Genomic DNA, 20,125 nt, shown 5'->3' with positions numbered 1-20,125 from the left:
AAGACCTAAGGTCATCTATTGGCAAAACTTCACAAAAAAGAAAAACAGCCAGCACGATAGCGCCGACTGTTTCATCCATTTGAGAGCAATATGCAGGGATGCACATTTATTTGCGGAAGCGATCCAAACTGACCACCTCGGCGTCCTTATGTTCAGGCTCGGGGCCATCCCCATCTGGCGTGTCCTCCGGCGGTTCAGGACCGTCGTCATCTTCGGTGTCTTGAGATTCGAACCGCAATCCAAATTCTACCGATGGATCAACAAAGGTCTCGATCGAGTCATAGGGGATATAGAGCGGCTCTGGTGCGTCCCCAAAGGACAGGGTGATTGAGAACCCTTCATCCGTGACCTCAAGATCATCATATTGATGCTGCATCACAACGGTCATTTCTTCGGGATAGCGTTCCTTGAGCCAATCGGCCAAACGCGCATCCGGATGACCGGTGTCAAACGTGATAAAGAAATGATGTTCCCCTGGAAGACCGTTTTGTTTGACGTCTTCCAGAACCGTTTGAATCAGGCCGCGCATGGCATGATGCATCAGTTTTCCGTAGTCGATACCCGAGGACATATCTTTGCTTTCCTTAGTTGCAAATAAGCATATTGGATTCGGAGCGGAACGAAAGGGCAGATTTGGTCAGATCAGGCTCAAAATCCAACTTGCTGTGGCGCAGAGGGCTAATGTGGTTAACACATCTCGCTTGAGCGGCCCCAGCAAGAGAGCAGCAAGGGCGATCAAAGGCAAAACCCCAAGTTGAAGCGTCGTGAGATCGGGCCAAGGAAATGCGAGGGGACCAAAGGAGACTTGTCCGACTTGCCCAAAAAGAACATGCAAGGCAAACCAGACCGACAGGTTGAGGATTACCCCGACAACCGCAGCGGTTATGGCTTGCAACGCCGCGTGTAACCGTGGACGGGCCAAAAGGTTTTCCACATGCGGGGCACCGGCGAAAATCCACAGAAAGCAGGGCACGAACGTCACCCATAGGGTCAAAGCACCAGCGGCAACCGCCAATGCAACGCCGCCCTGAGCATGGCCGGGCAACATACCCACGAACTGGGTCACTAGGATGAGGGGGCCGGGGGTGGTTTCGGCCAACCCAAGCGCGTCCACCATTTCCGTTGTGCTAAGCCAGCCGCGCGTTTGCACCACTTCTTGGGACATATAGGCCAGCACAGCATAGGCCCCGCCAAAGGTAACAACCGCCAGTTTTGCAAAGAAAACGCCAAGGGAAAACAGCAGGTTTTGCCCGGTTGCCCAGAGGATGGGCAAGGGGGCTAGCCAAAGCGCGGCCCACGCCATCAATACCCGTGGAGAGGTGTTTTGAACAGGTTGTGGTTCTATCTGGGCAGTGGCTTTTGTTTGCCAAGCGCCCCAAAGCGCCGCCATGCCGATCAAGATTGGAAAGGGGATGCCGAAGGCAAAGATCGCAAGAAAGGACAGGCCAGCGAGGATCAAAGACGTCGGTGTTTTCAGAGCTTTTTGAGATAGGCGCATCAGAGCCTGGGCGACGATGACAACAACGCAGGCCTTTACCCCAAGCATAAGCGCCGCTGTCTGTGGCTGGCTGCCAAAATTTGCATAAAGGAGAGCAAGAATCGCGACGACCAGTGCACCGGGCAGCACAAACAACAACCCGCCGATGACGCCGCCGGATATGCCGCGCAGCCGCCACCCGGCATAAGTGGCCAGCTGCATCGCCTCTGGTCCCGGAAGCATCATACAGAAACTCAAGGCGCGCAAAAACTGCTCTTCGCTAAGCCAGTCACGCTCCTCAACCAGACTGCGATGCATCAATGCAATTTGCGCCGCCGGTCCGCCAAAGGACGTCACGCCGATTTTGCCAAAAACGCAGAGAAGGTCAGTTGTCGAAGGGGCCTGTGTCATGGCCGAGAGGTGACAGGACAAGGCAAAAGGCGCAACAGAAAAAAGAGGCGTTGGGGCTAGGTCAGAGTCGCACCAGCCAACATTAGTAACATGGCGTTTTCGGGAACCGCGCCGGTTGTTTCAAAGAAATTCATCAGGTCGGCATTGGCATAGGATTCGACAATGACACCGTTCTGAACGCGGTCAAAAAACATCCCCATCAGCAAGCCGGTTTTCCCAGAGGTGTGCGAGGAAAGAGCGCCTTCAATCACATGACCAAACCGCCCATTGGCACCCTCGACCGTAAAAACACGTTTGAACGATGTGATCGAGGCCATGGATTGAAATTGGGCCACCCAATCGCGAAACTCGTCACGATTAAGAATGGTATCGCGAATGCGGCCATGAAATTTGGCATCGGGATGAAAGTAGATGTCGATCGCATCGAGGTCTTCGCGAATCCAGACATCACGCATGACATCGTCGATAATATTGGGTGTTTGTTCAGGGGCGTAGCTCATGGCTTGTGTCTAAATCAATCAGGTTAATTGTGATTGAAGCCAGGAGGTGAGACCCAAAAGGCAACCACGTCAAAAGCGTGCTAGGGGCATATCAGGAGGAGGGAAGTGCAGGTTTCTGTTGCCAGGTACCTGCGAACCCCGCCTTACGCGGCTAGGCGCAAGGGCTTAATTTTCGGTTTTCCGAACAGCTTACGCTGCGAGGGCTACCGGAGCACGATTGTCATTTGCAATTGTACAGTTTTCGCCGATAACGGTGGCAGACAGCCGAAACAAAGCTAACCCCTTTAGACGTTCGTCGATCCTATTTCGTCCCCCCAGTTCTGATTGAAATCCCCAAATGAAGGATCACCCCAGAATGATTTGGTGGAGACGCCGGGTACCGCCCCCGGGTCCGATCCGCTTATTACGAGCGCGTTTATGTCCATAGTTCCCGAGGGAACGCTTTGAATATAGGCGGTGTTTTGAGGGATTTAAAGGGGGTATTGAGAATTTAGGAAAAAGGGGGCGTTGCCTCCTCTTGGCCTAGGGCCAAGTCACGCCAGGGTATTTGTGGAAAGAAGAAGCGAACCCGCAGAGCTAGGCGGTTCGCCTTCTTAATAGGTAAACATCCATGATCCAGCCGTGATCGGCGCGGGCTTTGGACCGGGTTTCTAGAATGTCATTGGCCACGGAAATGAGGGGTCCGGCGATGCGAACCTCTTCGGGCATACCGGCAAAGGCGCTCCACCAGATATCAAAGTCTTCGGGCGGGAGGGTTTCAAAGGCCCCCCCGGCATCGAGCATAACAACCAAGGTTTCGGTGTTGTCGGGCCAGCCATGTTTACGCAACTGACGACCTGTGGTGATCGTGACCGGCGCGCCAAGCGTATTGAGCGGGATGGCATGTCCAGCGGTCAGGGCCTGAACCGAGGTAATGCCGGGAATGACGGTCAAGGACAGGGGCAATTTTGTTTGAACCCGCTCTGCGATACGCAGGGTGCTATCATAGAGGGACGGATCGCCCCAGACCAAAAAGGCGACGCGCCCGGAGACGCCGATTTGTGATCTGATGGCATCGATCCAAGCCGCGGCGATGGCATCATGCCAGTCATTGACGCGTTGTATGTAATCGGGTGTCTTCGGATCACGGACGGGCAAGTCAAATTCGTGCTGATGCGGACCACCATTGTGTAACGCATCGCGACAAATGGCGCGGCGCAACCCAGCAAGATCGTCTTTGCCCGGCCCTTTGCGCGGGATGAGGATCACGTCGGCACTGTTGAGCGCCTCGATCGCTTCGAGGGTGAGGTGTTTTGGATTGCCAGCGCCAACGCCAACCAGAAGCAATTCAATCATGTGTCAGCCTCTTAAACGAAACACGGCCCCGCAAAATTGGGGGCCGCGTAAGGCTCGGATAAATCCCAGATCAGGCGTTGTAAACGCGTGAGGTGAGAAGGCCCGATGCTTTGATGTCGCGGATCGACTTGGCTCCGGCAAGGCAGGCCAGATCAATCAGAGGCTCGATCAGGATAACCATCATGTAAGCTGCGCCAAAGGACATGACCGACGACATGGCACCAAAGCCTTGACCGTAAAACGCCCAGAAGGCGACCCAAGCGACAACGCCAGCCTGAAAGGCGGTCGAAAGCGCAAGGGTCTGTTTGTAGCTTAGGTCAACATAGGCGGTGCCCGGTGTGATGATGCGTTTGGCAAGGGCCGCCATAGCGATTAGTGGCACCAGCAGAGTGGTGACGTTGACGAAATACATCGGCAGATCGGTCGGGGCGAACATCAGCCCTTGAAGCAGCAGACCCAGAGCAAGACCAAAGGCCGCGGGGGCCGCGCCCAGCATCAAAAATAGTGTCGATCCAAGGATAAAGTGAACCTCGGAGATCCCAACCGGAAAATGCGGCAACACTTGAAAGAATGTGAAGGTTGCGGCTGAGGCCAAAACCGTCCGAGTCACCATTTTTGAAACGCCAGAGTCACGAACTGTGTCGATGGCCATTTTGGTGGCAATACCGCCCGCGCCCGCGGCGGTTGCATAGCTTAGGCCGATCTTGGCGGCGTCTACGATTCCTGGTTCTACGTGCATATTACTGTCTCCCAACCGTCCAACCCGACGGCGATTTGTTTAAGAGGGCCAGTTTGGCCCAGAGCTTCAAATTGGGGTGCCTGTGGCACCCCCGGCGGCAGGTCTCCTGACTTGCGGGTCTTTGCTTGTCCGGGCCTTCCCACCCGTTGGGGCAGTGGCATTGTCCGGGCAAGCTCTCCGCTCACAGTTGCGGGGGCAGTCGCGGTCTTGGCGCCTGATGGCTACACCTCACCGTGTTCCCTTTTCATCCTCTTGGCTTTGCCGTTGAGGAACCGTCGTTTTAAAGGCTTGTCACGAGTGTCAGATTCTTGTCAACCATCTGGTTGCGCTAGCGGTCCATAAAGAATGAGCGCGGGCGAGGGGCTTGGATGACCAACCAAATCACGGGCCAATTCTTCGACCGTATGAAAGCTGATTTTCTGGTCAGGGGTCGACACCGCTTCGGCCAACATGGCGCGGGTGTCACCGGGCAATCCGGAGGCCATCAACATATCGGCCATTTTCGCAAATGTGCGACGCCCCATATAAACCACGGTGGTTACAGTGTCGTCGGCCAAAGCCGCCATGTTGAGATCTTCGGGCAGGGCGCCGGTGACGTCATGACCGGTGACAAACTGAACCCGGCGGGCAGTCAAGCGGCGTGTCAACGGAATACCTGCCGCGGCAGCGGCAGCATTGGCCGATGTCACACCGGGGATGATTTCGTACTCAATTCCCGCCTCACGAAGCGCAATAAGCTCTTCTTCGAGGCGTCCAAAAACACCGGCGTCGCCGGATTTTAAACGCACCACACGGCCACCGGCCTTGGCGTATTCAACCAAAAGCTTGCTGACGTGTTCCTGTTTTGGCGACGGGCGGCCGGCGCGTTTGCCGACGCCAACCATATCCGCCCCCTCACGCGCATGGGCCAAAATTGGACCCGAGCTAAGATCATCAAACAAGACCGCATCGGCGTTTTGAAGCCGGTTCACCGCCTTGACGGTCAAAAGCTCTGGATCACCGGGACCCGAGGAGACAAAACTGACGAAACCGCTCATGAGGTGGCCTCCGTAATCAGGTGAAAGAAGGTGCCGCTGGCGAAACCGCGCACCGATCCTGTTTCGGGGACTTCTGCGCCGTTTGCATCACGTACGCAAGCCAAAGGCGTGTCGGGCTGTTCCAAAATAGTGGAATAATGGAACTCGTGCCCACGCAATTGGCTCTGGGGGGCAAAACCGGGCAGGGGGTGGGTTAACTCGGCCTGACGATAGCCAAGGTGCATTTTGCGTTTGGCATATGATGTCACCAGCCCCAAAAGACCGGCCATTTGGTGGCGCGTGCCGTCTTTGTCGATCAAAGCCTCGCCCATGGCCATATAGCCCCCACATTCCCCATGAACCGGGCGGGTCATGGCAAAGGCTTGAAGCCCGGCGCGAAAGTTTTGGGCGGCGGCGATTTTCCCGGCGTGCAATTCCGGGTAACCACCGGGAAGCCAACAAATATCGGCGCTGTCGTCGGGGGCTTGGTCGGCCAGCGGGGAAAACGGTAGGATTTCGGCCCCAGCCGCGCGCCACGCCGCAACAAGATGCGGATAGACAAAGGAAAATGCGTCATCCTGCGCCAAGGCAATGCGCTGACCCGGCGGGGTTAGGCGCGGGGCAGGGCCGGTGATTGGCTTGCATGGTTGTGCGGCGGCAAGAACCCGGTCCATATCCACATGTTCGGACACGAACTTGGCAGCATCATCTAGGATTGCGTCCAAACCGGCCTGTTCCTGAGCTTGGACAAGTCCCAAATGGCGTTCGGGCATTTCAATCGATTTGACCCGAGGCAAAGCCCCCAAAACTTCGATGCCCATCGCTTCCATTCCGACGCGGGTAAGCGCCTCGTGGCGCGGCGAGGCCACGCGGTTCAACACAACACCGGCCAGTTTGACATTGGGGTTGTAGCTGGCAAAACCTTTGGCGACGGCGGCGGCGGATTGCGCCTGACCGGACACGTCGATGACCAAAACCACCGGCCAACCGGTCAGTTCGGAAATATCGGCGCTGGCCCCATTTCCGGTTTCACCGGTTACCGCGACGCCATCAAACAGGCCCATGGACCCTTCGGCCAAAACCAAATCGGCATTTGCGGCGGCCGAGATTTGCGAAGCAATCATGCCGCGCGACATGGCCCAGCTATCAAGGTTCACCGAAGCCCGGCCAGAGGCGGCCCGGTGAAACGCCGGGTCAATATAATCTGGGCCACTTTTGAACGGTTGAACGGTTTTGCCCTGTTGGGCAAAGGCGCGCAAAAGCCCCAACATCAGAGTGGTTTTGCCGGTGCCAGAGGCCGGTGCGGATATGACGAGACCGGGCGTGTTCATTCTTGCCCCTCCGGGAAACGTGGGTTGGTGCCAACCGGGCGATAACGGCGATCGTAATCCCCGGCATAAAGGCAACTTTCGTCAAACTCTTCGGCCCCAATGGCCCGACCAACCATGATCAAGGCAGTGCGCCCGCGCTCGCCCCCTGTGGCCTCTTCCAAAGTGTCGAGCGTGGCGCGCACAATGCGTTGATCAGGCCAGGTTGCACGCCAGACAACCGCGACCGGACAATCAGCGCCATAGTGAGGGGTCAGTCGGGCAATCACGTCTTCAAGCACATGAACCGAGAGGTGGATCGCCAAAGTCGCGCCGGTTTTGGCAAAGTTTTCCAGCGTTTCGTTTTCCGGCATCGAAGAGGCGCGTCCCGATGTGCGGGTCAAAACCAAGGATTGGGCAACGCCGGGCAGGGTGAATTCCGCCCCCAAAGCCGCCGAAGCCGCCGCAAAGGCCGGAACACCCGGTGTCACATCATAGGGGATGCCCAAATCACGCAAGCGGCGGGTTTGCTCTCCAAGGGCTGACCAGACCGACAAGTCACCAGAATGCAGGCGCGCCACGTCTTGACCAGCCTCATGGGCGGCTTTGATTTCGGCGATGATGTCGTCTAACGACAGCGGCGCAGTGTTCACGATCCGCGCGCCATCCGGACAATGCTGAAGCAAGGCCTCGGGCACCAAAGAGCCCGCGTAAAGGCAAACCGGGCAAGACGCGATGAGGTCGCGTCCGCGCAGGGTGATCAAATCGGCGGCCCCGGGGCCGGCTCCGATAAAATGGACGGTCATGGGGTGTGTCCTTCTGCAAATGCGGCCGTTGCCATGCCGCAAGATGATATGGCCCGAGGCCCAAGCAGGCGCGCGTTTGGCCCAGCCGCAGCAAGGGCAACCGCCTCGGCCAAAGACCCAACGCCGAAACGCTCTTGTTGGCGGGGGGATTGGGTCAGGGTGATTTGTTTTTCCAGATCGACCTGAGAGACGGTGATCAGGGGGATTTTGAGTGTGGTGGCGAGGTCGGTAACTGCTGCCAAATCGGTTTTGTGATCCGAAACGGCAATAGCCTCTGCGCCAGTTCCAACCGTGTCTACGGCGTCCTTCAGAGCCGACATGTCCGCTCCGGACCGGTATCCGACACCAACGACCTTCATAGGGTGACGTTCCATTGAACAACGGGGCGGGCGCGATCCCAGCCACGCATCCGGCCCAACGGAGTCGCTTCTGACAATTCCAGTTTGACCAAATGCCCCCCCTTGGTGGCATGCCATTGGGTCAACAGGCTTTCGGTTTCCAAGGTGACCGAGTTGACCACCAACCGGGTTCCCGGCGCGCAATGTTCAAAAATCGCGATAAGAACCGCGTCATTGGCCCCACCGCCAATAAAGATGACGTCCGGTGCTTGGGTGTTGCTAAAACGCAGGGTGTCGATGTGATCCATGAGGTCCGCATGAACAGGGGTCATACGGTGATCCAACCCAAAGCGTCGCGCGTTGTCAGCGATGTTTTTGACGCGATCTTCGCGGGTCTCAACACAGACAGCGCGCGTTTTTGGCGCCGCCAGCAGGTATTCGATTGACACAGATCCAGACCCAGCACCAAGATCCCAGAGAAGATCAAAAGGGCGCGGTTGCAACGCCGCGATGGTCATGGCCCTAACGGGCGCTTTGGTGATTTGCCCATCATTGGCAAAACAGGTCTCCGGCCGTCCGGGCGCATGAGAAAGGCCCGCGTTGGTCCTTGATTTGGCGTCAAAAGCAACAGCGACAGGGGCAATGATTTTATCCAATTCAAATTTGTCAGCGCGACAGGTTTGATGCCTTTCATTTGGGCCACCAAGGCATTCGAAAACCTCTACCTCGCTGTCCCCGAACCCCTGATCCGTTAACCAATGCGCCAGTTTTTCAGGCGATGTTCCGTCCCGCAAGGTGCATATAAAGCTTTGTCCATTGACCAATTCAGCAACGAGGCGTTCAAAAGGGGCGGCATGTAAGCCGATGCAATTCGTTTCTTCAATGCGCCAGCCAAGCCGGGCCGCAATCATCGAAAAAGTCGAGGGCGACGGATGCGTGACCCATTCGGCCGGTGTCAAACAATCGCCAATTGTCGCCCCAGCCCCGTACCAAAACGGGTCGCCGGATACGAGCATCACGGTTTTGTGGTCTTTGCAGTCGAGCACCGGGGTGATGGAAAACGGAACGCTCCACGCCCGACCTTTGTCCTCACACTCCGCCAATTTCAAATGGCGCGCCCCGCCAAATACAAATTCCGCCTCTTCGATGGCGGTTCGGCTTGCGCGTGATAGGCCGTTTAGTCCATCTTCGCCGATACCGATGATGGTTAACCATGGCAAAGGACCGAGCTTAGACATGACACGCATCCTTGTGCTCGGCGGCACCACCGAAGCCAGCGCGCTGGCCAAAGCTTTGGCCGATCGTGGGGCTGATGCGGTGTTTTCCTATGCGGGGCGCACCCGGTCTCCAGTCGCGCAGCCCTTGCCAACACGTATTGGTGGGTTTGGTGGCGTAGATGGTTTGGTAGCGTTTTTGAAACGCGAGAGCATCACAAAAGTTGTCGACGCCACACATCCTTTTGCCGCTCAAATGAGCACCAATACGGTTGCCGCTTGTCATAAGGTCGGTGTCGAATTGCGCGGATTTGAACGTGCCCCTTGGAAGGCCGGAATAGGGGATCGTTGGACCGATGTTGCTGACATTTCCGGTGCTGTCGCGGCCTTGCCCAAAGCGGCGAGCCGGGTGTTTTTGGCGATTGGGAAACAGAACTTGTCGGCCTTTTCCGTAGCGCCCCAACATCGATATTTGTTGCGGTTGGTGGATGCGCCGACCACCGATTTGCCTTTGCCAAACTATGACGTCGTTGTTGACCGCGGACCGTTCACAGCGTCGTCCGATAAGGCGCTGCTTTCGCAACATAAAACGCAAATCATTGTCTCCAAAAACGCCGGTGGTGCCGGCGCGCGTGCAAAACTTGATGTGGCGCGAGAACTGGGAATTGAGGTGATCATGATAGACCGACCAAAAGTCCCTTCGCGCATGATTTTGGGCGATTTGGATCAGGTTTTGAACTGGTTGGGTCATTCCGCAGACCTTGGCGTATAGACAAACCGTCCAACTTGCCGGGTGTCTTGGTTGCCGACTATGACAACGGTCCGCATATCCGCCATTTCAGGCAGAGCGTCGTCTAGTGTTACAGTTGTCAAAGATTGCGAGGGTTTGGTGACGTCTTTTGCAAATGAAATCAGTGTTTTGCCCCCGCATTCTTCTCGTAATATCTCAAGTGCGCGACCAAATTGATGCGGGCGAGATTTCGATCTTGGGTTGTAAAACGCCATCGCAAAACCAGCCTGCGCCGCCAAGCGTATCCGTTTTTCAATCAGGTCCCATGGTTTGAGATTGTCCGACAGGTTAATGGCGCAAAAATCATGCCCCAAAGGGGCTCCAAGACGCGCCGCCGCCGCAAGCATCGCCGTGATACCGGGCAGGATACGAATATCTAAATCGAGCCAGTCTGGTGCCCCGGATTCAAGCGCCTCAAACAAGGCAGAAGCCATGGCAAACACACCGGGATCACCGGAAGACACGACAACCACGCGTTTGCCTTTAGCCGCCATGTCAAGCGCATGTTTGGCGCGATCCAACTCAACCCGATTGTCGGTTTCATGCAAAGTAAGGCCTTCGCGCGGCGCAATTCGGCGGACATAGGGGATATACCCAACGATATCAGTTGCTTCGGAAATGGCGCTATGAACTTCTTGGGTGATCATACCGTCGTCGCCGGGGCCAAGGCCAGCCACCTGAACCCAGCCGGTCACGGGCGGCGCCCCTGGCCGTGTACGACGGCGATGGTGAAATAGGGCCAATCACCTTCGGCTTCGGTCAAGCGTTGAATGCGCTGCCCTGGCATGGTTCCGCGTTCGATCAACCATGCATCTTCAAGCCGTCCCGCGGCCTTGAGTGCGCGTTTGAGTTTGGGCAAATTGCGCCCGATTTTCATAACCGCCAATGCGTCCGTATCGGCGGCCCGTCTGGTTAGTTCGTCCTCGGGCAAAGTTGCCATTAAAACGGTTAAGACATCGTCGCCCCAAGTGATCGGCGTGCCGGTGGCCGTCCAACAGCCGGACATGCCGGTAATACCGGGCACGACGTCAACTTCGGCGCGGCCCTGAAGACGGGAATGTAGGTGCATGAAGGACCCATAAAAGAATGGATCACCTTCACACAAGACGATAACGTCCTGATCTTTAGACAAACCTTCCAACCGATCTGCCCAATCATCATAGAACTCAGACAGCAATCGGTTGTATTCTGGATCGCTGAAATGGATCTCGGTCGTGACCGGATATTCCATCGGGTATTCAATGGCCGTGTCATTGATCATGCCGTTCACAATTTTGCGCGCCTGGCCTGTGCGTCCAATCTTGCGAAAGTACGCGACATGGCCGGCATTGCGGATCAAACGATCGGCGCGGACACTCATAAGATCAGGATCGCCGGGGCCAAGCCCAACACAAATCACTTTGCCCATGCTTATTCCTTCCAACTTGCCAAGGCGTTGACTGCGGCCACTGTTATGGCCGATCCGCCCAATCGCCCCTGACAGACCATGGACGGAACAGGCAGGTCTGCCATCAATGCGTCTTTGCTTTCTGCTGCGCCGACAAATCCGACAGGACAGCCAATAATGGCGGCAGGGCGCGGACATGTCGGGTCTTCGAGCATGTTCAATAGATGAAATAACGCCGTCGGAGCGTTGCCAATGGCCACAACGGCCCCTTCGAGCCGGGGGCGCCAGAGTTCGAGTGCTGCGGCCGAGCGGGTATTCCCCATATCCTTGGCCATGTCGTGAACGCGTGGGTCCTGAAGTGTGCAGATAATCTCATTCTCAGCCGGCAGCCGCGGTCGCGTAATCCCTTCTGACACCATACGCACGTCGCACAACACAGGGGCCCCGTCTTGAAGGGCCTTGCGGGCCATCGTCGCCATACCGGTCGAGAAGTGTATGTGCTTTTCCAAGCCGACCAAGCCAAGCGCATGGATCATACGCACGACAACGGGTTCTTCGTCGCTGTTAAATCTATCCAGATCAGCTTCACGGCGAATGGTCGCAAAGCTCTCTTTGTAAATGGCTGCGCCATTTTGCTCATAAGTATGGGGCATTTAGATGCCTCTGTTCTTGATGTGTTTGGGGAGCTCTGACAGCGTCAGGCCAGTGATGTCGGGCTGGTCCGAAGCGAGGCCATTTCGGATCAGATTGAAGGTATTTGTCCCAGTTGCAACCAAGGTCGTGTCAGCCCGCCGAGTATGTGCACAGCCTTTGCTACATCCCGAAATGTGCAACGTTTGGTTGGATGTGATTTGCCGGGCAATTGTGCGCGCCGTGTCGCGAACGGCTGATAAGGCCTGCGGACAGCCCGGCGCGCCGGTACAGGCCGATATACGCAGTCTTGGGTCGTTGTCCGAGGTGATAAGCCCGTCGATCTCTATTGGTTTCGTGGCGTTCTCGACCAAAATCATGCGCCAAGGGGTTATACGCAAGGTTCCAAATGCGGAGAGTTGGGCCAGTTGAGACGCGGTCATTTGGCCAAATTCCAAGGCAAGCATTTGACCACAATCGGTCACGCCCGGATGGGCGGTAAAAGGATCGGCGTGATCGACCGGTTGTGAAAAATGCGATGGCAACACCGCACCATTGGCGACATGTCGCGCCATGCGCCCGCGATTTCCCGATGCGCCCCCGCTCGTCAAAAACCAATGGGCAAGGTCCAAAGCGACCGGCGCGGCGGTACTGGGTGTCACAACTGCGGCCAAATTGACGCCATCAGGGCGCACTATCAGGGGGCCGTCGCCCTTGCGTTCAATCCGAATATCAGCAGCAGTCTGTGACAAAACCGGCGCAGGACCGCAATCAACCGCGAATCCGAACTTGCCCGGTGTTTGGGGGGCCTTGGTGTCGGTCAACGCGGTTTGCAACGCGCGCGCAATGGTCCAGGTGTCATCGCCGTCACACCAAAACGGGGTCATCGTGACGTTTCGGCGGGCCTCAATCAACGGGTCGTTGTCGACGAGACCCTCGTCTTGAAGGGTTGTAATCAACTCTGCGTGCGATGCCTCTGACACTCCACGCATTTGAATGTTAGCTCGGGTTGATAAGTCTATCAAACCGTTTCCAAATTTCTCGGAAGCAAAGGCAATTGCGGCGGCTTGTTTTTGTGACACCCGTCCAAACGGTGGGCGGATGCGGACGACAAGGCCGTCCCCAGACATCATCGGACGCAAGGCCCCCGGACACCAGCCTTTAACAATCGGCCCTTTGACAATCGGTGTGTTCATTGATTGTCCTCCAACGCCGCCATGATTGAATTGCGGCGTGTTACCCATAGTCCGGCCTCTTGAAGAGCCAAGAACCGATCACGCATCGCCTTGAGAGCACCGGGGTTTTCCCGTTCGAGAAAGTCGACCAGATCGTCACGACCCAATGTCTCTTCGAAATACATATCAAAAAGATGCGCCGGCACCACTTGGGCCAAATGGGCGAATGCGGCCATGTGGTCCAAAGTCGCGCTGATCTCGGCACCACCGCGAAACCCATGTTGCATCATGGATGTGACCCAATCCGGGTTGGCGGCGCGGGCGCGGGTGACGCGTGCGATTTCCTCGGTTAGGTCCCGAGCGACGGGCGTGTCGGGCGTTGTAGCGTCAAGGTGGTAGAGAGCCGGCCTTTGTCCACCAAGCCGCGACACGGCGGCGGCAAAACCGGCTTCATGTGCAGCGTAGTCCGAGGCCATTAGAATGTCTGTTTCCGGCAAATCTTGCAAATGGACAAAGGCATCTGCGGCCCTAACGCGGTGTTCAAGTTGATCGCGCGCAGGGGTGATATTACCTTTGGCATCAATGGAATGGCTTGACGCATTCAACCACGCCTCACCGGCGGCGGCGCGTGCCTCTTCTGTGTAGAGGTCCAAGTTTTGACCCATCGACAATCCATAGAGTCCGGGTCGTGGCCCAAACACGCGGGGTTGTTTGGAGAGGTAGGGATTATCGGCCTCGGATTCGTCGCGTTGAGAAAGTGCAGCTGCAGCCGTTTCAAACAACTGCGCCAATCCCGGAAAGACATCGCGAAACAGGCCAGAGACGCGCAGAGTAATATCTATCCGAGGCCGGTTCAGAAGGGCCAAAGGCACCACTTCAAAGCCGCCAACGCGCTCGGAGCCATCATCCCATTTGGGGGCCAAACCGGCCAAATGTAGGGCCATGGCGAATTCTTCCCCAGCTGTGCGCATGGTGGCCGATCCCCAGAGGTCAATAACCAAGCCGTTGGGCCAATCACCGTGGTCTTGCAAGTGGCGGCGCAACAGTTCTTCGGCGAGCTTGACCCCTTGTGCATGCGCCGACCGTGACGGTACCGCACGCGGGTCTGTGGTGAATAAGTTGCGTCCTGTAGGAAGCACATCCGAGCGACCGCGATAAGGCGAACCTGAGGGGCCAGGATCGACAAGATAACCGTTCAACGCTCTGAGAAGGCCCGATTTTTCCTGATTTTCACAGTCACCTGTTCCAAAGATGTGCAAGCCCTCGCCATATTGGCTTTCTTTGATGTCACACACAAAAGCGTCAATGCGTGTGATGGCTTCGGCGGGGCTGGTGTCATCGGTCAGGCCAAGATCGGCTTCAACACCGGTGCCTTGTGCCTCGCTCCGGATGTCAGAGACAAGACGGTCGCGGCGCGCCGGATCAAGCCCGTCGGCGGTTGAATACTCGTCCAATAGGCTTTCTAAACGACCCATGCCTTCGGGCAATTTGGTTTGCGCCATGGGCGGGGGTAAATGCCCGATCGTTACCGCTGAAACCCGTCGCTTGGCCTGTGCTGCCTCACCGGGATCGTTGACAATAAAAGGGTAAATCACCGGCAGATCACGGATCAGCGCTTCGGGCCAGCAGTCATCCGACAAAGCAACCGCTTTGCCCGGAAGCCATTCTAATGTGCCATGAGCACCAACGTGAATTAGGGCATCCACTTGTTGGCGCATCCAAAGGTAAAACGCGACATAGGAATGCCGGGGTGTGCGGTCTAAATCATGGTAGTCGTCAACGCGACTTGCGACATCGCCACGTTCCGGTTGAAGCGCAATTAGGGCATTTCCTGCACGAATGGCCGAAAACCTTAGGTCACCCGCGTAAAAAAGAGGATCTGTTTCTACAGGTCCCCAAGCGTCATGCAAAGTGTCGCGCAAGGATTGGGGCAGGGATGTCAGAGCCTCTTGATAGGCCGACACAGGCCAGCTCAGCGTCTCGGTTCCCAACCGTTTTCCCAAATCGTCTTGAAGCTCAGTTGCAATCCCCGCAGCTTGGCAGCTCATCAGGATTTCATTAGCTGAAGCCAAAGCGTCAAGCCCGACGGCGTGGGCAAGTTGATGGGTTTTCCCCGGATAGGTCGATAAAACCACCGCTATGTTTTTTTGTGACGCAGGTTTGGTCCGCAAAGTGTGCCAACGGACGACACGATCGGCAATTGCATCAATGCGCGATGGGTGACCTCGATGGGCAAAGCGCGAATATTCTAGATCGGGGTCCTGTTTGCCGGGTTGTTTGAAGCTGGCAACACCGGCAAAAATTCTGCCGTCGACTTCTGGCAAAACCACATGCATCGCCAAATCAGCAGGGGATAAACCGCGATCCGCCTGCGCCCACTCTTTTTTGCGCGCGGTGGACAAGGCTACCTGAAACACCGGACACCCTGTTTCATTCAGAGGCGAGGCCGATCCATCGCTTCCTTGGGCGGAAAAAGCCGTCGCGTTGACGATGGCAACAGGATGTAACTCAGACGCTTGAGTTCGTAGCCAAACGGCCGCTGGAGGCGATTTTAGGCTGGGAGCAAACACGCCAACGGCGTCAAATCCACGGGCTTCGAATGCGGCGATCAAACCATCAATGGGTGACGTGTCGGCGGCTGTGAGGTATGAACGATAAAAACTAATCATAACCAATGGATTGCAGGATGAAGTGGGCGCGGAAACGATGCCGGAGCCGGGGTGATAATATCCCATGTCCGGAACTGTTTTTTCACCGACCACCGGGCCAGCATATAGGCCCGCAGCAAGCGCCATTTGGGCCAAAGCCGCCTGAGCGGCAACCGCACCACCTGCGTCGCATAAGTTTTGCAGACTTCGTAACGTCGACACAGGGAGCGTCGAAACCTCATCCAAACGCGCATCGTGACGTCCGTCGGCGGGAAGAACCGCGAGGGCAATACCGTTGCGGCGCGCTATATCCTGAAGCGTCGCTATACCATAGGGCCAGTAGCTTTCACCGCCAATCAAACGCACCAAAATCCCTTTAACGCCGGTCAATGTTTGTTCAACATAAGTATCGACGGACAAAGGGTGTTTCAGGGCCACCAAATTGGCCAATCTTAAGCTGGGTAAACTGCCCTCGGCACGGTGCCATCCCGCCGCAAAGGCCCCAAGGTCGCTGTCAGAAAACGACAGCACCACAAGTTCCGCAGGCGTCTGCCCAAGATCTTGTGGCGTATCGGTTTCTTCTAACCCGTGGCTTTCACGAAAGACGACATGCATGAAGGTTTAGGCCTCCAACACTTGGCGAATGGCAGACTCATTTATGTGATCATGTTCGGCGATGACAACCAGCTGGGTGCGTCGTTCCTGAGCGCCCCACGGTTGGTCAAATTGTGCACGAACTCGGGCACCTACGGCCTGAACCAGCATCCGCATGGGCTTTCCCTGCACAGCGACGTAACCTTTTACCCGTAGAATGTTTTGTTCCTTGGCGAGGCGTTCGATATTGGCCTGAAGAGCTTCCGGATTGGCGATTTCACCGAGATCGACAACGAAGCTATCAAAATCGTCATGTTCGTGATCATGGTGCCCGTCATGATGGCTAGGTCGGCTATCAAGGTCATCTTCAGCAGCGGCGTTGAGGCCGAGCACAATACGCGGATCAACCACACCTTCGCTCATTGGAATGATCGGAAGTTTGCGAGGGGCCTCGGCTTCGATCACACTGCGCGCCTTGGCGATACCTTTTTCACCGGCCAAATCGGCTTTGGACAGCAAAATAATATCTGCGCATGAAATCTGGTCTTCAAAGACCTCTGACAGAGGGGTTTCATGATCAAGTGAGTCATCCGCCTCACGCTGTGCCTGTACCGCATCGAGATCGGGGGCAAATTGACCGGCGGCTACCGCTTCGGCATCGGCTAATGCAATTACGCCATCCACGGTGATCCGCGACTTGATTGCGGGCCATTCAAAGGCCTTGAGCAAGGGTTTGGGAAGCGCAAGACCAGAGGTTTCGATCAGAATATGCTCGGGCTTTTGGGGAAGGGCCATCAGGGCTTCGATGGTTGGGATGAAATCATCTGCCACCGTGCAGCAGATGCAGCCATTGGCCAGCTCCATAATGTTGTTTTCAGGACAGTTTTCGTCAGCGCAGCTTTTGAGGATGTCGCCATCAACACCGGCAGTACCAAATTCGTTGACCAAAACGGCAAGGCGTTTGCCTTGTGGGTTCATCATTAAATGACGAATGAGCGTGGTCTTCCCGGCACCAAGGAAACCAGTAACGACGGTAACAGGGATTTTAGCCAGATCAGTCATGTGAGGTCTCCTGTGGCGGAATGCGGGCTACGGATTGTTTTCGGAAAATAACCGGGCGTTCGCGCCACGGCACGATCCCGTCTTGGGTGGCGGCATAGGCGGCTGCGCCTTTGACGATGTCTTCTACATGCTCGGCCGCATCGAGGTCGCCATAGACATAGGTCCAGCGTTGCGGGCCGCCAGACAAAACCATCGAACAGCCCCGTGAACAGGCGGATAGGCATTCGACCGGGCGCAATTGGACGTTTTCAGGCAGGTTTTCGGCGTTTAGTGCATCAAACAGCTGTGCACCAGCGCGCGGGCCGGTGTCGTCGGTTGGGGCACCTGCGCGGCAAGTGGTGCAAACAGTCAATGTGACCTCGGCCATGGAGTCCGTCCTTTTGGTAAGACAAAAAGGGGAAGGCCAGCATGAGGACAACGCCCCCAAAGCCGGACGCGAAACACCCCGTTCGCCCGTTGCAATTCACATCGTTGGCAGGTCTCCCGGCTTGCGGATATCGGGGCGTTTGCCCCGGCGGCTCGCCCACCTTCCCGGTCAAAAACCAGTGGCGCGGCGACCTCTCCGGTCACGGTCGCGGGGGCGGCTGCGCTTGGATCACTTTGATCTATCGCATTCCCTCTTCGCCTGTCTTGCGACAGGAACCAACGTTAGGCCACATGAGGCAGAGGACCGTTGATTGTCAAGCGACAAGGGGGGCAGATTGGACACTGAAAACGACACGTCAAACCGTATTTGGCCCGCAACAGGTATTTGGGGGGCATCTTATCGGATCATGTTCCCGCTAACGGCGATTTGGGCAATTTTGTCGGTGACAATTTGGGTCGTTCAGTTTGCTCTTATGAGCGTGCCCAATCCGATGAATTGGCACATACACGAGATGGTCATCGGGTTAGGGAGCGCAGCTCTCCTTGGGTATTTACCCTCAGCGATCAGCAGTTGGACAGGGCGGGCACCGGTCGCGGGGTGGCCTGTCAAAGCGATGGCCGGTTTATGGGTTTCGGCAAGGCTTGCCATGTATTTTGCAAGCTATCTACCAGATTGGTGTGTCGCGGTCGTGAATGCGGCGGTGTTTTGGTCTTGTGCAGCTGTGTTGATCAGCGAGGCCCTAATGGGGGCCGCTGCCAAAATCTGGGCCTATATTGCCTTTTTATTGATCGCGGGCTGTGTTGCCGGGGTGTCGAGTGCTCCTGATTTCGGAGAACCTCTCTTGGTGATTTGGCTTTTTGTTTCGTTGCTAACCGTCGTCGGCACCAGAATGGGTTATGGGTTTTTGCAATCACAGGCGCAGCGAAACGGCGAAACGGTTAAGCCAGATCAACGCTGGCTGACGTGGATAGCGGTTTTTGCTCCGTTGCTTTTGATCGTCGCATTTTTTGAACTTGCGGATGGGGTATTGATGGCGCGTCTGGTCTTTTTGATCGGCGCGATGTGTTTAACAATCCAATGTGCGAATTGGCCTCTGAAATGGGCCAAAGGGCAGGGGTTGATCATAATGACCTGCGTTGGCGTGTTTTGGGTTCCAATCGGACTTTGGGCCGTTGTTTTAGAACTTTTCGATCTCTCTCCTCTAAGTTTTTCTTCTACAACCCACGCCCCTATAATGGGGGCACTGTCGAGTTTGATAATGGCGGTGATGGCACGTCCCCATGCGCGTCGCACTGAAGCCGGTCTAACAACTGGGCCAGGGGTGTTTGCGGCATTTTTGTTCCTGCAAATCGCGATTTTTTGCCGGCTTGCTGACGCGGTTATGATCTCCTATTGGGTCTGGGTTTTGGCGTGGGGGATGTTCTTGGTGACAGTTTGGCCACGGAAAAACAGCCCCATTCCACGTCCAATCTTTAGTGGTACCCGGCAAAAACGAGCGACGATCTAGAGCGACCATTGACAGCACGTTCTGGCTGCGTTTCAACTCCGATCCTGAGCCGCAAGCAGGAGAACCCGGATGAGCGACGATACCGACCGCCACGCAATGAAAATGGCCAAGAAGAAAGCCGCGCGTGACAAAATCATGGCCAGCAAAGAGGGCGAAAAGGGTCTGATCATCGTACACACCGGGCCGGGTAAGGGAAAATCTTCCTCTGGTTTTGGGATGATATTGCGGTGTATTGCCCATGACATGCCCTGTGCAGTGGTTCAATTCATCAAAGGCGCGTGGCAAACTGGTGAGCGGACTTTGATCGAGGCGAACTTTAGTGAGCTTTGTCAGTTTTATGCGATGGGCGAAGGGTTTACATGGGAAACCCAAGACAAAACCCGCGACATCGCGGCGGCGAAAAAGGGCTGGGAAAAGGCCAAGGAGCTTATCCGCAATCCCGAAATCAAAATGGTCCTGCTCGATGAAATCAACATTGCGCTGCGCTATGATTACCTTGATGTTGACGAGGTTGTTGCCTTTTTGCGGGATGAAAAGCCAGAGATGACCCATGTGGTTTTAACCGGTCGCAATGCCAAAGAGGAATTGATCGAAATCGCCGATCTGGTCACCGAAATGACCTTGGTCAAACACCCGTTCCGTTCGGGTATCAAAGGCCAAAAAGGCGTAGAGTTTTAAGCACGTCAAAGGCAACGCATATGCGAGGGTATTGGGATTTGATCGTTCGGCAACCGGCGGTTTTTGCAGAGGCCCTGACGCTTTTGATGAAGCTAAAACACCTTTGATCAAAGATACTCTTTGTGGCGTAACGCCATGAAAAGG

At 56.0% G+C, this 20,125-nt stretch carries 20 protein-coding genes, 1 other RNA gene and 2 riboswitches; of the genes, 3 read left to right on the top strand and 18 right to left on the bottom strand.

The window, feature by feature from the left end:
• Nucleotides 1-106: 106 nt before the first annotated feature.
• The 11 genes from AC5EFR_RS14905 to cbiE all read right to left on the bottom strand — a co-directional run bounded on the left by AC5EFR_RS14905 (nucleotide 107) and on the right by cbiE (nucleotide 9,167).
• Nucleotides 107-571 carry an SspB family protein gene (locus tag AC5EFR_RS14905; RefSeq protein WP_493576581.1) on the bottom strand — a complete coding sequence of 155 codons (465 nt, stop codon included), beginning with the start codon at nucleotides 569-571 and terminating at the stop codon, nucleotides 107-109.
• A gap of 66 nt (nucleotides 572-637) precedes the next feature.
• Nucleotides 638-1,888: a chromate efflux transporter gene (chrA, locus tag AC5EFR_RS14900; protein WP_493576580.1), complete on the bottom strand. Its 1,251-nt coding sequence runs from the start codon at nucleotides 1,886-1,888 to the stop codon at nucleotides 638-640.
• A gap of 56 nt (nucleotides 1,889-1,944) precedes the next feature.
• The gene (locus AC5EFR_RS14895; RefSeq protein ID WP_493576579.1) at nucleotides 1,945-2,388 is read right to left on the bottom strand and encodes a nuclear transport factor 2 family protein; all 444 of its coding nucleotides are present in this window, start codon (nucleotides 2,386-2,388) and stop codon (nucleotides 1,945-1,947) included.
• 104 nt (nucleotides 2,389-2,492) lie between these two features.
• Nucleotides 2,493-2,867, bottom strand: a transfer-messenger RNA (tmRNA) gene (gene ssrA / locus AC5EFR_RS14890).
• A 97-nt stretch (nucleotides 2,868-2,964) separates the two neighbouring features.
• Nucleotides 2,965-3,723, bottom strand: coding sequence for a precorrin-6A synthase (deacetylating) (gene cobF, locus AC5EFR_RS14885; RefSeq protein WP_493576578.1), 759 nt, complete (start codon nucleotides 3,721-3,723; stop codon nucleotides 2,965-2,967).
• A gap of 70 nt (nucleotides 3,724-3,793) precedes the next feature.
• Nucleotides 3,794-4,462 (bottom strand): energy-coupling factor ABC transporter permease, encoded by a 669-nt coding sequence (locus tag AC5EFR_RS14880; protein ID WP_493576577.1) that lies wholly within the window; start codon nucleotides 4,460-4,462, stop codon nucleotides 3,794-3,796.
• 79 nt (nucleotides 4,463-4,541) lie between these two features.
• Nucleotides 4,542-4,754: riboswitch (cobalamin riboswitch) on the bottom strand.
• 19 nt (nucleotides 4,755-4,773) lie between these two features.
• Nucleotides 4,774-5,499, bottom strand: coding sequence for a uroporphyrinogen-III C-methyltransferase (gene cobA / locus AC5EFR_RS14875; RefSeq protein ID WP_493576576.1), 726 nt, complete (start codon nucleotides 5,497-5,499; stop codon nucleotides 4,774-4,776).
• Nucleotides 5,496-6,809 (bottom strand): cobyrinic acid a,c-diamide synthase CobB, encoded by a 1,314-nt coding sequence (locus tag AC5EFR_RS14870; RefSeq protein ID WP_493576575.1) that lies wholly within the window; start codon nucleotides 6,807-6,809, stop codon nucleotides 5,496-5,498. Before AC5EFR_RS14870 ends, cobA begins: the two co-directional genes overlap by 4 nt.
• Nucleotides 6,806-7,591, bottom strand: coding sequence for a precorrin-4 C(11)-methyltransferase (gene cobM / locus AC5EFR_RS14865; RefSeq protein WP_493576574.1), 786 nt, complete (start codon nucleotides 7,589-7,591; stop codon nucleotides 6,806-6,808). The genes AC5EFR_RS14870 and cobM overlap by 4 nt, the downstream gene beginning before the upstream one ends.
• Nucleotides 7,588-7,950, bottom strand: coding sequence for a cobalamin biosynthesis protein (locus AC5EFR_RS14860; protein ID WP_493576573.1), 363 nt, complete (start codon nucleotides 7,948-7,950; stop codon nucleotides 7,588-7,590). The genes cobM and AC5EFR_RS14860 overlap by 4 nt, the downstream gene beginning before the upstream one ends.
• Nucleotides 7,947-9,167 (bottom strand): precorrin-6y C5,15-methyltransferase (decarboxylating) subunit CbiE, encoded by a 1,221-nt coding sequence (gene cbiE, locus AC5EFR_RS14855; protein ID WP_493576572.1) that lies wholly within the window; start codon nucleotides 9,165-9,167, stop codon nucleotides 7,947-7,949. Before cbiE ends, AC5EFR_RS14860 begins: the two co-directional genes overlap by 4 nt.
• On the opposite strand from cbiE, the gene AC5EFR_RS14850 reads away from it, so the two are divergent.
• Nucleotides 9,166-9,915 (top strand): cobalt-precorrin-6A reductase, encoded by a 750-nt coding sequence (locus tag AC5EFR_RS14850; RefSeq protein WP_493576571.1) that lies wholly within the window; start codon nucleotides 9,166-9,168, stop codon nucleotides 9,913-9,915. The genes cbiE and AC5EFR_RS14850 overlap by 2 nt on opposite strands.
• On the opposite strand, the gene cobJ is transcribed toward AC5EFR_RS14850, so the two are convergent.
• From cobJ to AC5EFR_RS14815, 7 genes are read right to left on the bottom strand one after another with little or no spacing between them, the layout of a single operon-like run.
• Nucleotides 9,891-10,628, bottom strand: coding sequence for a precorrin-3B C(17)-methyltransferase (gene cobJ, locus AC5EFR_RS14845; protein ID WP_493576570.1), 738 nt, complete (start codon nucleotides 10,626-10,628; stop codon nucleotides 9,891-9,893). The genes AC5EFR_RS14850 and cobJ overlap by 25 nt on opposite strands.
• Nucleotides 10,625-11,341: a precorrin-2 C(20)-methyltransferase gene (locus AC5EFR_RS14840; RefSeq protein ID WP_493576569.1), complete on the bottom strand. Its 717-nt coding sequence runs from the start codon at nucleotides 11,339-11,341 to the stop codon at nucleotides 10,625-10,627. Before AC5EFR_RS14840 ends, cobJ begins: the two co-directional genes overlap by 4 nt.
• Nucleotides 11,342-11,343: 2 nt before the next feature.
• Nucleotides 11,344-11,973, bottom strand: a complete 630-nt coding sequence (locus tag AC5EFR_RS14835; RefSeq protein ID WP_493576568.1) for a precorrin-8X methylmutase — start codon at nucleotides 11,971-11,973, stop codon at nucleotides 11,344-11,346.
• Nucleotides 11,974-13,146, bottom strand: coding sequence for a precorrin-3B synthase (cobG, locus tag AC5EFR_RS14830; protein WP_493576567.1), 1,173 nt, complete (start codon nucleotides 13,144-13,146; stop codon nucleotides 11,974-11,976).
• Nucleotides 13,143-16,388 (bottom strand): cobaltochelatase subunit CobN, encoded by a 3,246-nt coding sequence (gene cobN / locus AC5EFR_RS14825; RefSeq protein ID WP_493576566.1) that lies wholly within the window; start codon nucleotides 16,386-16,388, stop codon nucleotides 13,143-13,145. Before cobN ends, cobG begins: the two co-directional genes overlap by 4 nt.
• Nucleotides 16,389-16,394: 6 nt before the next feature.
• Nucleotides 16,395-17,429: a cobalamin biosynthesis protein CobW gene (cobW, locus tag AC5EFR_RS14820; protein WP_493576565.1), complete on the bottom strand. Its 1,035-nt coding sequence runs from the start codon at nucleotides 17,427-17,429 to the stop codon at nucleotides 16,395-16,397.
• Nucleotides 17,422-17,796 (bottom strand): DUF1636 family protein, encoded by a 375-nt coding sequence (locus AC5EFR_RS14815; protein WP_493576564.1) that lies wholly within the window; start codon nucleotides 17,794-17,796, stop codon nucleotides 17,422-17,424. Before AC5EFR_RS14815 ends, cobW begins: the two co-directional genes overlap by 8 nt.
• An 89-nt stretch (nucleotides 17,797-17,885) precedes the next feature.
• Nucleotides 17,886-18,091, bottom strand: a riboswitch (cobalamin riboswitch).
• Between the two features lie 39 nt (nucleotides 18,092-18,130).
• Between AC5EFR_RS14815 and AC5EFR_RS14810 the strand changes: the two genes are divergently transcribed.
• Nucleotides 18,131-19,303: an NnrS family protein gene (locus AC5EFR_RS14810; RefSeq protein ID WP_493576563.1), complete on the top strand. Its 1,173-nt coding sequence runs from the start codon at nucleotides 18,131-18,133 to the stop codon at nucleotides 19,301-19,303.
• A 69-nt stretch (nucleotides 19,304-19,372) separates the two neighbouring features.
• Complete coding sequence (gene cobO / locus AC5EFR_RS14805; RefSeq protein ID WP_493576562.1) at nucleotides 19,373-19,981, top strand: cob(I)yrinic acid a,c-diamide adenosyltransferase; 609 nt, start codon at nucleotides 19,373-19,375, stop codon at nucleotides 19,979-19,981.
• Nucleotides 19,982-20,125: the final 144 nt, after the last annotated feature.

The organism is Pelagimonas sp. (assembly GCF_058892305.1).
Note: the sequence above shows the minus strand (reverse complement) of the source record. Positions and strands in the feature narration are given on the sequence as shown.